The sequence below is a fragment of the Neptuniibacter sp. 2_MG-2023 genome, from assembly GCF_030547495.1.
In the GTDB taxonomy this organism is placed as follows: domain Bacteria; phylum Pseudomonadota; class Gammaproteobacteria; order Pseudomonadales; family Balneatricaceae; genus Neptuniibacter.
The window spans coordinates 110,999-127,227 of record NZ_JAUOQC010000006.1 but is presented as its reverse complement, the minus strand read 5'-3'; the positions used below and the strand labels follow the sequence as shown (position 1 = coordinate 127,227).

The window sequence follows — 16,229 nt, the reverse complement described above, 5'->3', positions numbered from 1 at the left end:
TAATAAAAGCCGGCCATTACGCCGGCTTTTTTATTGACGTTTCACGTGAAACACAGATCAACTCAACAATGGCAAAAACTATGGCACTTATCGATCCAAACAAACTTATTATTCTTGACCGTGATGGTGTCATCAACGAAGACTCAGACCAGTATGTAAAATCACTAGAGGAATGGATTCCAATCAAAGGAAGTATCGAAGCGATCGCTGACCTATCAAAAGCCGGTTACACCCTTTGCGTGGCAACCAACCAATCAGGACTAGCCAGAAATTATTTTGATGAAAGTACGCTACATGCAATGCATAAGAAGCTAACAAATCTAGTCAGTGAAAAGGGCGGAATCATACACACAATAGAATACTGCCCTCACGGCCCTGACGATAATTGCGAATGCCGAAAACCACTTCCTGGCATGTTTAAAAAAATTGCAGAGACCTTTGAGCTTTCAGATCTGTCAGGCTCATACACCATTGGTGACAGTGCCCGCGATCTTGTCGCAGGATGCGAACTCAATAGCCAGCCGGTTTTGGTAAAAACAGGCAAAGGGCTGAAAACAATCTCGGCAAAAACCCATCCAGAAAACACATTAATCTTTGATGATCTTAACGCCTTCGCAAAGCATTTACTCTCCAGTCACTCACTCAAAAGCTAAGACAAAGAATGCCGAAATAATTTTCCTGCTAGTCGGTCTTATAAAAAACTCAGCGTTTCACGTGAAACACTGAGCAAAAAAACCGTACAGCAAGGAAGGGGGCTTACACGGCATTGTTAGCAAAGCTTAAAAAGCGTAGCTCACTGACAACTTAAGGCTGTCGAAATCAACTTCGTTAGGATTCAATTTACCCGGCACAGCAACCTCAGGTAGAGGATCAAAACTTAGATCATTGATCTGAATATATTCACCCTTAACTGACCACTGCTTATCCACTTGATACTCAAAGCCCGCGCCCAAAGACAGACCAACCTCTGACGCATCACCACTTCGCATAGGCGGGGCAAATGGATAACTATTGTGGATGTCAAAATCTAAGACTGTCGCGCCCGCAATTCCGTAAACAGAAAACTTACTTGTTACATCAACCCCAGCTTTAAAGTTAATACCATAAGAGCTATTAAGCTCCAACTGAGTTTGCAGCATATTATTGATGTTGGTTGTCTCAGCATTTTCATCATTATAAAACGCTTCCGCTACAACGAATGCATCATCCGTTAAATGCAATTTATACCCAAGATGCACACCAACAGCCACATCCGTTTCTTCTGCAAAACTGGTAATGCTTGGGCTAGTAGCGCTACCCGTATTACGCTCAATACTGTGACCAAACGTAGAACTCTGCAACTGACCACCCACGTAAAAACCATCAGCAGCCATAGCGCCCGCACTCATCACCGACGACAAAACAACAGCAGAAACAACCGCACTTAATTTAGCTTTAGAACTGTTCATTAAATCTCTCCGTCTAAACGACCAAACAGAGGCCGCCATATAATTTCAGATCGGAACTAGTTTAAAAAAGAGGGCGGGAGAAGGTATCAAGGGCACTTAACAATTAGGTGTTAATTCTATCCAGAGTTATCACAGAAAAACTAAATAACCCATGTTTCGTGATACTCCTGTGAGAACTGATCGATAGAATTAAATCACCAATTAACTGTCACACTGACTGAGCACGATAAGAATAAATAGATTCTCACCTACAGGCGGGTACCAATGGAAAATAAAAAAATACTGATTGTGGAGGACCAGAAAGATATAGCCGACCTGTTGAATCTTCATCTCGGTGATTTAGGCGCGATGGTGACACTTTCTAGCGAAGGTAATGATGGCCTACAAAAAGCACTAACCGAAAGCTGGGATTTAATCATTCTCGACATCCAACTTCCCGGACCTTCAGGGTTAGAAATTTGCCGCCGCGTTCGGCGAGAGCAAACCTATATACCTGTGCTATTACTCACATCAAGATCAAGCGAATTGGATAGGGTGCTTGGCCTAGATCTAGGCGCCGATGATTACATCACAAAACCCTTCAGTGTAATGGAGTTTATTGCCCGTATCCGAGCAGTGTTTCGCCGTGAAGCAGCTATGCAGAAAGTAACCCACAGCAACAAGCGAATAATAAAAGCAGGAGAGCTAACAATAGATGAAGATCAGCGCAGCGTATTTTTAGGCAAGGAAGAGATCGACTTAACGGCACGCGAGTTCGATCTACTCAAACATTTCGCCTCACACCCAGGACGAGTTTTTAGGCGTTCAGAACTCTTAGATCAAGTTTGGGGCTATGGTCATGACGGCTACGAACACACAGTCAATTCTCATATAAATCGACTTAGAGCGAAAATAGAGCAGGACGCTAACAACCCAAAACAGATCGTTACCATTTGGGGTGTAGGTTATAAATTGGAAACCTTAGGCACTAACCCATGAGCCAACCTATGCTTATTCGATCCCCTTTAAGTGCAGGTATAACTCGCACACTCAGCAGCAAGCTATCCATTGCACTTATACTCATCCTCATATCATCCAGTGTCGCTATGTTCTTTGCTGGCCAATTTTGGATGAAACGCTACAACGAAGAGATAACCCAAAAGATAAATGCCAGTATCGCAATGTACATTACGGACGCCTACGAACTGATCGACAAAGATGACGAAAAGCCTAATCTCGATGTGATAAAAAAACTTTCTCGCCAAGCGATGATCATCAATCCCATAGCCGAAGTTTATCTACTGGACAGTACGGGCAGGATCATCGCCCACGCATTACCAGAAACCAGTATCCAACAAAGAAGAATCCCTTTAGGGCCAATTAAAACCTTTATTAATGGCGATGCAGAATTTCCACTCCATGGCATTGACCCTCGCGATCCCACACGGACTAAAATATTTTCCGCCGCCCAAGTGCTTAACAATGGAACGCCTCAGGGCTACCTGTACGTGGTGTTAGGCAGCAAGATACACCAAGAAATGGGTAAAGATATAAAGTCCAGCCACAGCCGCACTATGGCGGTTATGACCCTTTCTATGATCAGTCTAGCTGCCGTCACAGCAGGTCTCTTAATCTTTAGCTTACTGATAAATCCCCTCAGCAAGCTAAGCAAAAGGATAGGTCAATTTTCCGAACAGCAACTAGGGAAGACACTAGAGAACAAACACAGATCTCTAAGCAACCCCTCAAAGCCGCAACCTGCTAAAGATGAGATCGACCAACTACAACAAACCTTTGCTCAGATGGCAGCACAGATTGAGCAGCAGTTTGATCAACTAAAGGACGCCGACAATTCACGCCGTGAACTGATTGCCAATGTATCCCATGACCTAAGAACCCCTTTAGCATCGACCCAAGGCTACTTAGAAACCTTACTCATCAAAGACAAACAGCTTACCGAAAAGGAGCGCTTACACTATCTAAAAACAGCGATCAGCAGCACAAGTCGTTTAGGCCAGTTAATCGGGGATCTATTTGAACTATCAAAACTAGAGGCCTTTAACGTAGCCCCAAAATTTGAAACCTTCTCCTTAGCAGAGCTCGTTTACGATACCTTACAAGAGTTGGAGCTGGAGCTAAAAGATAAGGGAATTCACTACCAAGTTATCATGCCCAATCACAGCCTTAATGTGCATGCAGATATCAGCCTTATCCAGCGGGTCTTTGAAAACCTAATTCGTAATGCTATCGCTTACACCCCACAAAACGGGAATATTGTTTTCCAACTAGAACCCCAAGCGACCTTCACAACAAAGGCAATTAAAATCAGCATTAGGGATAATGGCGCAGGCATAAGTCAGGATGATCTGCCCCATATATTCGAGCGCTTTTACACCAACCCAGATAAAAGCAGAGAAGCGCATAATTCAACAGGGCTAGGTTTAGCTATAGTGAAGCGAATTTTAGAACTACATAACAGTCCCATCAAAGTACATAGCACCCTCAACCAAGGCACCTGTTTTGAGTTTTCATTACCGTTCGCAACCTGAGCATCAATACAAAAAAGCAGCCCAATATAGGCCCCTATAAACAATCCAAACATAACCTAAAAAGGCCGCCACTCACTTACAAAGTTAATGGCATATCACTCACCTTTGTCATAAGGCTAGAAACCAATACTGCAATTTTGGTAAATTAAGGACCAAGGAGGGAGCTATGAAACCTGATACCACAGAAGCCATGCAAACACTCATCAAACAGATCAGAGAGACAATTCCATTCGACATGCCCGTCGCATTAATGTGTAACGGCCCTTGTACCGGCTGCGCTAAAAAGCTCTTAGATTATTTAGATATGGAACTGCTCGATAAAGAGAAAAACCTAAAGGAGGGAGAAATACCCAACCTTGGGGATATAGACAAACTAGCCAAAACAGCCAAGAAAATCTATCGATCACTGCAAAAGAACGGACTTGTGGATTAGCTAAAGGGAAGGCAAAAATAACAATTTGCAGGAAGTAACAACAAGGTTTCACGTGAAACACATAAAGCATTTTACTGATGCTGACTAATGAGCGTGCCTTAAATCTCCGGCCCTTATAAACAGAACCACAGATGAAAAACCTATTTCCGTTTAAACACCTCAGTAAAAACCGACCGTCCTAATCCAGCACTAATCCCTTTTCAGTTGACTAATTTCAACGTTTAAAACCTAGGCTGCCCGCTGTTGATCCAAAGCATTTCAGGTGCTCATAATCTCATTTATTCAAACTTAAGATATATGCTCTAAACCCGAAAATATGCTTCGAGTTTAGAGCTCAACTAAATAACTCAGGAAAGGTATTTAATCAAAGGGCTGAGGCTTAGGAGTTGTCTCTGTAGATGGTGGCAAGATCGGCAACTGAAAAGTAGGCTGATCGCCTGTTAGTGTTCTTAAAAAAGCGACAATCTGCGCATTTTCGTCATCACTAAACTTTCGCCCTAACTGTAGCCGACCCATAATATCTACCGCCTCAGTCATTGTTTCCGCTTCGCCATCATGGAAGTAGGGGTAGGTCATTTCCACATTGCGTAATGTGGGCACCTTGAACTTAAAACGATCCGCATCCTTTCCTGTAACAGCAGCTAACCCTTCAGCAGCACTCGTTGCCTCATAGGGCTCAACCAACCCCATTTTCTGAAAGGAGTTACCACCAACAGCCTCGCCATTATGACAAGCGATACAACCGCTGCTTTTAAATAGGTTATAACCCGCTAATTCATTATCGGTGATCGCATCCTTATCTCCCAACAACCATTGGTCGAATCGAGAATTAGGTGTAACTAGTGTTTTTTCAAATTCGGCAATAGCTTGAGTCACCTGATCAATATCAATTTTGTCTTTACCAAAGACCTCTTTAAACTCATTAACGTAAGCAGGAATTGATTCCAAAACATCAATTGCTAAGGTGTGGGTCGATGCCATTTCACCAGGATTAGCGATAGGGCCACTCGCCTGAGCTTTTAGATCTTTCGCGCGGCCATCCCAAAATTGCGCAATATTTAAGCTGGAATTTAATACAGTCGGTGAGTTAATTGGACCTTGCTGCCAATTATGCCCAATAGACGTCTTTAAGTTATCTGTACCTCCCATACTCAGGTTGTGACATGAGTTACAAGAAATGAAGCCTGATTTTGACAACCGAGGATCAAAATAGAGTTTTTTCCCAAGTTCAACTTCAGCTAAGTTAATCTCCTTAACTGTAGAAATAGGCTGAATAGGCTCCTGTGCCTGTGCAATATTTCCGCTCACTAAAAATCCTAGCGAGGCAGCTAAAATAGAGAGAGTTTGAATATTCATAGGTTTACTCTTATTGGAATTTACAGCAAAAATAAAAGCGTTGCTGCTTCGCCTAATACTGACTAAACGGACCCAGCCATCCCGCGTCCATTTCCTCTACCCATTAACTAACAACCACAAACAGCTAGTTCATTAGAACAAGTAGCACACAGATTTTGAGTCAACATTTGACTTGAAAAAAGGATTTCTCAAGGAGCAAACAACACCATTACCAAGCCAACATATCAGCAATATACATCACGCTAATTCCTCTTCTATTGACGCCCGACAACTAAATCGTGTCTATTAATTAACTGATACGTTTCACGTGAAACAAGCGTTATTCGAAAGAGAGAAGGGCAGATACAAGGCGGTATGGGAACAACTTTACAAGGACAGAAAGATTAGAAAACGAAGAGTTAATTCTTTAAAAAGTAAGCTTAGTTTAAGCCCGCCGGATAGCTTTATAGACTAACGGCACAACAACTAACGAACTCAACACCAGCAAGGCACAAGATTGAAAATAGATATAACGATAGGGGTGCGACCAACCACCACTAAACTGATTTCCCATAAACAATGTGCTTAACAACAGAAACACAAGGAAACTTAAGCTTAGTGCAACAACACGGGAAGACGTCCACTTGCTTGAAAGCAGCATATATATAAGCGCAGACGGCAACATAAAAAATGAAGCCACGAACACAGCAATACCCCAGCTAACACCCCCTCGTTGAGGGTAGCCAAGATCTGATGCGATCCCACTGCCTAACCAATATAAAAGATATAAGGCAACGGTAGCGAGCAGACTGATTCCTATAGCTAAGATTATTCTCATAATAGCGTTAGCACTTTTACCGAGCCCCGCACATTTAGCCGGTTGAATTTATTAAAAGCAGATCTGTGTTTTGCGTAAAACAATCATAAAGTAAAAATTACATTTTCACTGCCTACCTAGACTTTCTGCAAGCAGGCATAGATATACAATCTTATCGCTGAAGGATTCTATACCCACTCATAAAATACTTATCCATTTAGTTTATTCACTTTTTGTAAACCGGTAGCCAAAGACGAGTAGGGCAATGCCGCTATGCTTTTTAATTGCCGCGAGTGCAACAGTACAACGACAGCACTACAGCAACACGACAGCAACAGTACAAATACCCTGACCCTGTTGCGCCTAATCGACGTTATTGTAAAAAATAGTGGAAATTTCGGCTTTATATAATCACTTCTGAGGGGTTTTAAAGAAGGCCTTGACGGATTGCATAACCCAAAAAAGGAGGGCAACAGAGGGTCCTATAGCGCCTGCAATGAGCTAACTGTTACGCCTACAATGAAAAAAACAGCCCGAAGGCTGCTTTTTAAGGTCCATCGGATATTATTCACCCTATAGGGGAGCGAGAGAAATAATCAAACGCTCATATAGTATTAAATCGACCTAGCAGGTCGGTAGTCAGCCAAAGCAGTCCAGCGGATAGAGATACCCTGACTCATTTATACTGACCCCCATTATGACAATCTGCATAGTGTTATTAAGGCATGTAAAACGCATCATAAAACCCACTTACGGTTAGGTGTATTGTGACGGGTTCGGTACCCTTGTTTTTCCAATACCAGCCATGGGTCCCATCAAAAGGGGCGCTGAAGGACCCCTTAGAACTAGATGCATTACGACCCAACCAATAACTGGTAAACCGATCCCCATCATTGATTTTTTCACCGTGCATATCGAAGTTCACAACCCCACCTTCAACCTCCCAATTGAAAGAAAAGTTCTCACCCGCTTTCATTTTAGACTTAAGTTCTGAGCCCTGATTTGGCTGTAAGGTTACCGTTAAGCTATCCGCACGGTATTGCATATCACTTTTCCAGACAGGGTTTAGGCCTGTACTTAAACTCCCAGTATCAGGAGTAACAGCAACCTCATCTTCTTCAATTGCACTCGCAGTATTTAGTACTGTCAAGCCAATACGCTCGCCTATACCTGTAGGATCAATACCGTATTCAGCAGGTAATATGGCCGTAAAAAGCAGTGTGATCGCTGCCACAACTGCAAACGCGGTAGCTTTAATAAGGCTTTTACTCGAAGGAAGCCCTTCATTATTTACATTGGATATTTTTTGCATGCTGATGTCCTCAAGAAATAGTCAGGTAACCCGTCAGCTGGTAGCCCATTAAGGTAAAACCAGCCAACATCAAAATGACGTTGGCAGCAAAAACCTGTCGAGAGAATGATTGGGTTCGACGCCAAAAGCTCATCACGATCAGAATCGCGCCAAGCGCGAGTAATTGGCCAAGCTCTACACCAACATTAAACGCTAAGATATTCTCAACTAAGCCGTCTTCAGAGAGCGTAAAATCTTGAAGCTTGGTAGCAAGACCGAACCCATGAAAGAAACCAAAGATCAAAACAGCAGCTTTAGTATTCGGCTGAAAACCAAACCACGTCCGGAATGCATCAAGGTTATCCAGCGCCTTATAAGCAACGGACAGCCCTATGATGGCGTCAATGATATAGGGGTTAACATGGGTTCCACTCAGCACACCATAGAGCAAGGTCATGCTGTGTCCCATCGCAAATAAAGTCACATAAATACTTACGTCTTTCATACGGTAGAGGAAGAAAATCACTCCCACTAGAAACAGTAAGTGGTCATACCCCGTCACCATATGCTTTGCGCCAAGGTAGATATAGGGTATTAACTGTGTGCCACTTGCCTGCTCGATAAAAAGAGCATCGCCTTCTGCAACACCATGAGGGAACGCCATGGGCACGACGCCCACCATTAACAGTATGAGTACAAACACGCACAGGCATATACGCTGTGCAGACAGGGCGAAGCCCCATCGAAAATATGATGATTTCAGATACACTCTGTAATCTCCGTTATAAGATCACGAACACCGCGAATTCTGCGCCATACAACGCACAAACTCACCATTAAGAAGAATGGAGTGGACTAAGTTATTGGAGGGCGAAACAGATTTGAGAGCGGGGGCTCTAATGGCATGTTTGGAGAGTACGAAATTTTTGATGATCTAACAGACATTGGAGCGGGTATAAAAAACTGCACAGCTATTTGGTTTTCGATCACACCCATTGCATGAAGTAAAAGATGGCTGGCGTCAGATATTTTAGCGTCTTCAGAATGGAAGTGATCTAACACGGGTTCATGGTAGTGCCCGTGTTCAATCAGCTGCATAGCAGGAGGAATACTTTGAACGACTGAATGCGCTCTCTGTTCTACAACCAAAAGCCCACGACAAAAAAGCACCACTATCAATGATAGAGCGATAGCAGCCAACCTGTGATTAGGCGAAAGGAAGGAACGATTAAACATAAGAAGGATTCTAACATAAGTGCTTTGATTGCAGAATAACTGCGATAAATGAGGCTATAAATGCGAACCTGCGAGCGGCCTAATTGAGGTGCTTGTTATATGTTTACTTTAAGGCACCGTAGAGATTTTTTGTCGTCTAACGGCCCGCTAAAACACAAACTTCCTTCAGCCTCCCTAGGCGTTTCGTTTCCATAGTAAGGGTTTTCCATACGATCAAGCGTAAGCTTAAAGTGATGTACTTGGTTAAACAGCGCTAACTTCGCCTCGAAGTCTTGGAACCTAGCAACATACTCAGCATATTGAGGCGAAGACACCGCAATCAAAATACTGCCTACATAATTTCTTAGTTTTGACGTAGAAGGGGAGTTGCTATGACTTAGGTCGATTTGTTTTGCAAAATCAGCCGGCGATAATAGAGCTAATCGCTCTAGATTTAAGTATGTGGGCGCTACCGAATTAATGGTCATATTCGGCTTGTAGAACATTCGGGTTATCCATCCTGGAAAGTTACTTCCACTTTCAAAGAACTCGGGATGTTTATCTAAACTTTTGAACGTGTAGTAAGACATGCCGAACTCTCTCGATGCGATCATGGAGAAGCTCTTTTCCGATGGACTTAAAGCAGGAATCCGTTTAATAACAGCTTCATCATTAGTCAGAATGATGCTCATAACATCGATAATTTCTGAGAGTTTCATGAGAAACACCAGTTTCCCAATCAAGTTATCCTGCAACGCCATTGCTCGTCTTAGTTGGGAAAATTGAAGCGATAACGCATCAATCGCCTCCGTCGCGTTCCCACCGTTATAAACCGATATGGCTTCAAGTACCTTTATACGTTCGGCTGCAGCAATGTATTGGTAAGGCGGGAATAGCTCATGAATCGTCGGCTTCGAAAGGGTTGTGTACTCATCAAACTCAATGAACCTATTTGATCGAGCAACCAGTAAACGGTGCTCGCTTAATAGATTTTCAATATTAAATGGTAATGAAAAAAGGGACGCCAGACAGCCACGCTCCGAAGCGTTACAAAACGCATCTCCCGTTGGTAAGGGTATTTTTTCGGAATCGGGATAGTCTGCAACAGCATAAGACGCGTCGACATCTAATTTTCGATACTCCTCTAAAAGCTGACTACCGACCTTGACTGGGTCGTCCGCTTCACTCGCAAAGATCCCATGTAGATAAAGAAATGACTCACTCGCCCCCTCACTATCAAGGCGATCAATCAGCCTAATCGATTCCTCACTTAAGTCATCATCAACTTGTGCCAGCAATGCAACAACAGCGAAGAGGGGAATTAGGATCGCGAGTAGTTTTTTCATAATAGAATATAAAGCCCAGCTCACCTGCACATACTGCGGAGAGTGTTTTTTGTAAAATGGAGCGCAGCGACAGACACAAAACGAACGTAGCATTATCTGTTAGGTGCAGCAATTTATTAAGCATTACTAAAAAATGAGCTTATATGCCACTTCGCAGGAACACTGAGTCGGTTGCTCAGCACTTTTTTCCCACTGGATAGCTCTAACACTATTTTAAACTCATGCTCGCAAAAACCAGCTATCGGGAGCGAAAAGTCCAATTTATGCTCTAGCTCGACAGTTTCACCAGCTTCAAGTTTGTATTGTTGCTTACCCAACAAACTATATACTTTTGTCCCCCACCAAACACATGGGTAAAGGGATGGCTTAATAAAAGGGTTTTTCAAATGAGTAACAATTGCTCTCTGGAGTGACTTGCACTCCTTAGCATTGCACTGAGTAATATATACAGTTTCCTCAGAGCGATTTACTATTCGCGCCTTAATTGAATCAGAATTTTGTTCAGTGAAACTCATATACACTGATGGGGTTATTTTAATCGGGCGAAGGGCCCTAAGAAATTTTCTAAGCGCATAGACTGTAGAAATAAAAGCAAGCAAACCACCACAAATAACTGCAATATTCTTCGTAATATCTATCATAGATCTCCGTATTACTTAACGCCGCAAACACCGGTGGCAAAACCAAAGCGAAGCGGCGGTTTTGACATCCGAGTGATTTGCCTTGTTATGTGCTTTATATGTTTGGTGGTGAAATAAAGGCAACAAATTTGTCACCGATTGCGGTTGTTCTTTTCGATAGCATTCCATTCGCTGTCATAGTTGTTCCTAAGCCATCTGTATTGAATAGCCCATTACGATAAAGCTCTTGCCAAACTAAACGATATAAATCTTGTTCCCCTCGTAGTTCTGGGTACGCACTTTCAATTACTGTGGTAATGCCACCCATTGACCAACTGGGGAACTTATGGTTATTTTCTTGTGCCCACTGCTCTGGGCCTTGAAAAAGCTTTAGTAAAGCAATGTGCCATGATGTGCATGAGTCAATTAGGTTAAGAAATAATTGTTGCAGAGTATCATCTGGGGCGCCAGGTAAAGCTGAGTTCAGAACCGCATTACGTAGTGCATCTAATTTTTCTTGTTCGTGATTTTTGATTGCTACATTGCTTGCGTGAACCAAAGTAGTAAAGAATTTTTCATTTTCTTGTAAATCTTGCTCTGTAACAAATCCCTTTTCGTACAACTCATTTATTGCTTCTGTGACTTGCCCCATCCATTCTGTTTTACGCCTAGCCATAGGAGGTTCAATTAATGAGTTGAATGCTTCTGCTAATGCTCCACCTAAGGCTGGCACACCAGATAGAGCAGCCCTTGTAACACGATGAGCTTTTTCAGAAGTTGGCTCCAATACTGGGTCTATGAGTTCTTTATCAATTTTGCTCATACGTGATTTTCCTTTTACACATAACATTTATATATACGGGGGTCCGTATATCTACCCACAGCGTTATCCGTTACAAACAGATGGTGTGATTTGAAAAGGATGGAGAAACTAAAGAATTGAATCGTACTCTTCCATGACAAAACGAGCATGCGTATTAACTATTGATAGACATTGAACCGACTAAAAGCAGCTCAGCATATCGACCCATGCCAGACATCCACCTGTCTGATTGATCACTATTTTTAACCTAAGCGGGCAGGCAATACAATTATCATTTTGGACAGGCAAGACTGTAAATCCGCTGGGAAAGCGCTTATGTGAAAACAGAATGCCTGCCTAAACAACAATAGCAAAGGAAAAATCTTGAGCGAGGCTTGCTCAGCATTCGCTCAGGGGCTGAGCTCCTACGGGGTTTTGACCACGTTGTTTCTTTCTATCTTTGTATGCCTGTTTAGCACACATTATTGACAATTTAGGCTTGTATGCCATAATAGCACACAGTATTGATCTGTATGATTAACCTTAGTGAGTGACCGCATTCGCTACTTATGGCGAAAAACTAAGACTAAAAATTTGGAGAGAACAATGACCGTTGTAGCACCAAAGGACGCAAGGCTCGTTGCACGTGTTCCGCAGGATGTTCAGGAATTTGTAAAAAATGCTGCGGATCTATCGGGTTCAACGCTGTCTCAATTTATCGTAGAGGCCGTAACAACCAAGGCCCGATCGGTTTATGAAAGCGAGCAAAGCATTCGCCTCTCAATGCAAGGGGCAGAAGCTGTTTTTGCCGCTCTAGACAATCCGCCGCCAATCAATAACAAACTTTTGACTGCTGCCAAAACGTTTAACGAAGAAGGTGGATTTAAATATGCTGGAGACAGTTCAACTTGATAAGAAGCAACACGACCGTAAAGGTTTTGATTGCGGTGTTGATGTTTTAAACGACTATCTAGCAAAGTATGCAAGCAGTTCAGATCAACGTTCATTGACTAAAACGTTTGTGCTCGTTGATTCTGAACAGCCCAAGAAAATCATCGGTTTTTATACACTGGCCTATGCTACTGTATCTGTGCCAGATGGTTTTCCTCGGCTCGCAAACTATCCTTACCCCGCACCAGCCCTGACGTTAGCTCGTATGGCTATAGATAAAAGCTTCAAGAAGCATCGCTTCGGTGAACAGCTACTACTTGAATGTATTAGAAAAACAGCATTGGCTGCGCAACCTGAGAACCCTGCCGCAGTAATAGGGCTCTTTGTTGATGCAAAAGAAGATGCGGTTGGTTTTTATAAACAATATGGCTTTACCGAAGTTAGCTGCGAAAATACACGTAAACTCTATCTCCCCATAACGACTTGCAAGAAGGTCGCTTTAGCCATGGAAAACGGTGAAACGTGAAAATGGATCAGAGTTATGATCCCTCTAATCAATTTTTACATTCGACCGAACTATGGGATTAGGTCTTTTTTTGTAGAACAACCCATGTTTCTTTCTTCGCGAACATCTTCTTTCTATAAACGCGCACCGGCGCTTAGCATTAACTTAGCAGAGGAAAAATCTCTGCCCGAGGCTTTGTTCAGGAATTCGCTCAGATATTTGCTCAGGCATTCGCTCAGGGGCTGAGCTCCTACATGCATATTTTTGGAGCGGAGCTAGTTTATATCCTTGCTTTAGAGAGCCATAAAAAAAGCCCCGACATTGCTGTTAGGGCTTTTTAGAGTAAGTAAATGCTTGTCGGTTCTCATATGTAATGAAATGAAAAACCTACATAATACAAGCTATTTCACTATATATGAGAATAGGGCACGAGCCCAAATTCTCATATATAGTGAAATGGATAGGAACCATTCTCATATGTAATGAAACCAATCAGAATATACCTAGCAGCTTAAACGACAGCACTAGCTACTTTCTGAGTAGCTTGATGGTAACCCATCTACTGCAACTTTCTCTGCGTACTCTTCAATTTTATTAAGCCCATCAAGATAACCCTTAAGCATCAAATTAATGCGAGAGAGTTCAGAGCGCAAACAGTGTTTCAGCCAGCTCCTGCCAAATAGAGCCAATCTTATTTAAACGCTATTTCTCATCAACATTCCCTCCTCGAACAGCTTTAACCCTACCATTTGTAGTCGTGCGTCTTTCTTTAGCTAAACGCTAATCAAGAGCAGCAATTGCACCAGCAAGAAAGACTTAATCACTTCTATTTTATGCTCCATTTAATGCCACATGTCCTCCAGAAACTTTTTCATAGGTTTACTTGAGCAATTTTTAAGAGCTATATCGTAGTCTTTAGCAACTCGTAGATATTCGTTTATTGCTTGGTCAGACTTAGATGGATAGTTATCAAATACATCTTGGGCTTTGATAAACTCTTCGAGAGCATCTGAATCTTTAAGCGAAGCAGCTGCTGCCGCTACCGTCTCATAATACTCAGCTAGGGTGGCTGCGCACGCTCGGTAGCCATAGCAAGAACCTTCACTTTCTCCCTCTCAATATACTGACTAACTAACCAATAGACGTAGTGATAGGGGGAACAGATCAAGAAAGCTGAGCCTCAGAGTTATTGCTATGCCCCAAACTAGAACACAGATGGGCTTTTAGTGATATAATTCCGATATCGGAACTAAATGAAATGCGAGCCTAAAGTTATGAGTAATTCACAGGCAATCAATATAGACAACATTATTTCAGCCGAAGAATTTGATGACCTAAAAGTATCTGAGCTTCGGGTTCTACTTGTTCTTTCCATGTTCAAGCCTGGGAAGTGGATGCCTTTGCATGAATTACGTGGTGATACTGAGAAGACTAGTAGCTTTAGCCGGTCTGTAACGAAGCTTGTATCTAAAAACTGGATCGCAACAAGTAAAGATCCTCATGATGCCAGAAACAAGCTAGTTAGGTTAACGGTGACAGGCCGGAATAAACTGAAGAAACAGCTGAAACCTGAAACAAGGGTTTATCAGGGTAGCTACCAGCCTACCGATATTCCGTATACAACAAAGCGCCGCTATCTCACGGGACTTGCCGCATTAAATCTGCCGTCCAACGAAGGAACGGGAGATTGGCACTTCATTGAAACGTTTAAAGGTTCGCATGGAAGAAACCCTGGACCGTTTTTTGTGGCGGGTGACAACTATGCAGATACATACTCAGTCTTTGGGTCTGAAGGAATTGAGGATCAAACAAAAAGCCTTGAAGAAGCAGGTGTCATTTCAAATACAAAACTCTTTGCGGCCAACCATTATCGAGCAATGGCTGACATGATTTTTCAGCGGCTTCATGATGGGAACGGTATCGATTCATATGTTGTTGATGACTGGTTTCCAGAGAAAAAAAATAAAAGAAAACTTGCCTCTATGTTGGATAAGCTAGAGCCGGTTCTAAGGACAGACCAAATGAGAGATTTAAGGGCATGGAGAAGTAAAAATGACCTTACCGCAGCTTGAGATGAACGATGACTTTTCACCTCTGCAGAAACAGCATGTGGAAGTCATGGCTCGTATTGCACAAAAGTTTTCTGATTCCCCTATGATATTGAAAGGGGGAACGGCACTGATGCTATGTCATGGATTGGATCGATACAGTGAAGACTTGGACTTTGATTCAACAGTTCAAATCAAACCAGAAAGTCGTATGAGGGATGCATTTAAAGGTGTTCCCATTAACCTCGATGCGATCAAACAAACAAAAGATACTCAAACGACAAAACGATGGATGCTTGAATATACCGGACCTGAAGGTAAGGGACGAGTAAAGTTCGAAGTGTCATACCGAGCATTACAGATAGATGAACAAGCTTATACGACCATCAATGATATTAAGGTTTATCACGCTCAAGAGCTCATTTCTCAGAAGCTGAATGCTGCGCAAAATCGATCAAAGATAAGGGATTTATTTGATCTTGGGTATTTAGCACGTGAGTTCACTGAGCTTTTTACACCAGATCAAGTTAGCACGTTGAATGATATGGTAATTAATCCTGATAGTTTGCAGTCTAGGTACGCAGCCGACCACATTGAAGACTCAATTCTCAAAGATATAGATCTGGAAGACTTGGTACTTGAGCTTGGTCAGAGTGCAGAGGAATTGAATAGCATAACTACAACTAATTGATCTTAATTTAAAGCTTACTTTTTCTTGGCCCTAAGAGCATTTTGGTAGCTTATGGATGGGGTCAATGGTGAAATGCTCACATGCTGTTTATCTCCTTAACCGGTTGTTTAATCACGATAGCCTGGCTGCCATTCCAGTATGCAAACCAATCTGACTTCTGACCAATTATTATTAAAATAGCCTTTTGACCTTTTAGGTTTCTCCTCCATTCACTTATATCAGAGGTAGAAAGAGTTGGGTGGGGGTCAGGGTGTATTGT

At 42.5% G+C, this 16,229-nt stretch carries 17 protein-coding genes; 8 read left to right on the top strand and 9 right to left on the bottom strand.

From position 1 onward, the window contains the following. The first annotated feature begins 80 nt into the window (after nt 1–80). Complete coding sequence (gmhB, locus tag Q4486_RS07895; RefSeq protein ID WP_303518996.1) at nt 81–653, top strand: D-glycero-beta-D-manno-heptose 1,7-bisphosphate 7-phosphatase; 573 nt, start codon at nt 81–83, stop codon at nt 651–653. 126 nt (nt 654–779) lie between these two features. On the opposite strand, the gene Q4486_RS07890 is transcribed toward gmhB, so the two are convergent. After that, nucleotides 780–1,448, bottom strand: coding sequence for an outer membrane protein (locus tag Q4486_RS07890; RefSeq protein ID WP_303417365.1), 669 nt, complete (start codon nt 1,446–1,448; stop codon nt 780–782). A 264-nt stretch (nt 1,449–1,712) separates the two neighbouring features. Here Q4486_RS07890 and Q4486_RS07885 point away from each other — a divergent pair, with 264 nt between their 5' ends. The 3 genes from Q4486_RS07885 to Q4486_RS07875 all read left to right on the top strand — a co-directional run bounded on the left by Q4486_RS07885 (nt 1,713) and on the right by Q4486_RS07875 (nt 4,409). After that, a complete protein-coding gene (locus Q4486_RS07885; protein ID WP_303417366.1) occupies nt 1,713–2,426 on the top strand; it encodes a response regulator transcription factor in 714 nt (237 codons plus the stop codon). Next, on the top strand, nt 2,423–3,976 hold the full coding sequence (locus Q4486_RS07880) for a cell wall metabolism sensor histidine kinase WalK (protein ID WP_303518994.1): 1,554 nt from the start codon (nt 2,423–2,425) through the stop codon (nt 3,974–3,976). The genes Q4486_RS07885 and Q4486_RS07880 overlap by 4 nt, the downstream gene beginning before the upstream one ends. A gap of 166 nt (nt 3,977–4,142) precedes the next feature. Continuing rightward, nucleotides 4,143–4,409 carry a hypothetical protein gene (locus Q4486_RS07875; protein ID WP_303417370.1) on the top strand — a complete coding sequence of 89 codons (267 nt, stop codon included), beginning with the start codon at nt 4,143–4,145 and terminating at the stop codon, nt 4,407–4,409. A gap of 360 nt (nt 4,410–4,769) precedes the next feature. On the opposite strand, the gene Q4486_RS07870 is transcribed toward Q4486_RS07875, so the two are convergent. The 8 genes from Q4486_RS07870 to Q4486_RS07835 all read right to left on the bottom strand — a co-directional run bounded on the left by Q4486_RS07870 (nt 4,770) and on the right by Q4486_RS07835 (nt 11,856). Further along, entirely contained in the window at nt 4,770–5,765 is a 996-nt protein-coding gene (locus Q4486_RS07870) for a cytochrome-c peroxidase (RefSeq protein ID WP_082792445.1), read from the bottom strand. Between the two features lie 424 nt (nt 5,766–6,189). Further along, nucleotides 6,190–6,582: a hypothetical protein gene (locus tag Q4486_RS07865; RefSeq protein ID WP_303518991.1), complete on the bottom strand. Its 393-nt coding sequence runs from the start codon at nt 6,580–6,582 to the stop codon at nt 6,190–6,192. A gap of 697 nt (nt 6,583–7,279) precedes the next feature. After that, nucleotides 7,280–7,873 carry a hypothetical protein gene (locus Q4486_RS07860; RefSeq protein WP_067870005.1) on the bottom strand — a complete coding sequence of 198 codons (594 nt, stop codon included), beginning with the start codon at nt 7,871–7,873 and terminating at the stop codon, nt 7,280–7,282. Between the two features lie 10 nt (nt 7,874–7,883). Continuing rightward, entirely contained in the window at nt 7,884–8,534 is a 651-nt protein-coding gene (locus tag Q4486_RS07855; RefSeq protein WP_303519038.1) for a HupE/UreJ family protein, read from the bottom strand. 173 nt (nt 8,535–8,707) lie between these two features. After that, a complete protein-coding gene (locus tag Q4486_RS07850) occupies nt 8,708–9,088 on the bottom strand; it encodes a hypothetical protein (RefSeq protein WP_303518990.1) in 381 nt (126 codons plus the stop codon). A 95-nt stretch (nt 9,089–9,183) separates the two neighbouring features. After that, nucleotides 9,184–10,413: a hypothetical protein gene (locus tag Q4486_RS07845; RefSeq protein WP_303518989.1), complete on the bottom strand. Its 1,230-nt coding sequence runs from the start codon at nt 10,411–10,413 to the stop codon at nt 9,184–9,186. A gap of 116 nt (nt 10,414–10,529) precedes the next feature. Next, nucleotides 10,530–11,054: a hypothetical protein gene (locus Q4486_RS07840; protein ID WP_303518987.1), complete on the bottom strand. Its 525-nt coding sequence runs from the start codon at nt 11,052–11,054 to the stop codon at nt 10,530–10,532. A 94-nt stretch (nt 11,055–11,148) separates the two neighbouring features. After that, the gene (locus Q4486_RS07835) at nt 11,149–11,856 is read right to left on the bottom strand and encodes a hypothetical protein (RefSeq protein WP_303518986.1); all 708 of its coding nucleotides are present in this window, start codon (nt 11,854–11,856) and stop codon (nt 11,149–11,151) included. A gap of 585 nt (nt 11,857–12,441) precedes the next feature. On the opposite strand from Q4486_RS07835, the gene Q4486_RS07830 reads away from it, so the two are divergent. From Q4486_RS07830 to Q4486_RS07815, 4 genes are all read left to right on the top strand, one after another. Next, the gene (locus Q4486_RS07830; RefSeq protein ID WP_067867856.1) at nt 12,442–12,747 is read left to right on the top strand and encodes a DUF1778 domain-containing protein; all 306 of its coding nucleotides are present in this window, start codon (nt 12,442–12,444) and stop codon (nt 12,745–12,747) included. After that, nucleotides 12,725–13,252 carry a GNAT family N-acetyltransferase gene (locus tag Q4486_RS07825; protein ID WP_303518985.1) on the top strand — a complete coding sequence of 176 codons (528 nt, stop codon included), beginning with the start codon at nt 12,725–12,727 and terminating at the stop codon, nt 13,250–13,252. Before Q4486_RS07830 ends, Q4486_RS07825 begins: the two co-directional genes overlap by 23 nt. A 1,253-nt stretch (nt 13,253–14,505) precedes the next feature. Next, entirely contained in the window at nt 14,506–15,303 is a 798-nt protein-coding gene (locus Q4486_RS07820; RefSeq protein WP_303518983.1) for a MarR family winged helix-turn-helix transcriptional regulator, read from the top strand. Next, nucleotides 15,284–15,970 (top strand): nucleotidyl transferase AbiEii/AbiGii toxin family protein, encoded by a 687-nt coding sequence (locus tag Q4486_RS07815; protein ID WP_303518981.1) that lies wholly within the window; start codon nt 15,284–15,286, stop codon nt 15,968–15,970. Before Q4486_RS07820 ends, Q4486_RS07815 begins: the two co-directional genes overlap by 20 nt. The last annotated feature ends 259 nt before the right edge of the window (nt 15,971–16,229 follow it).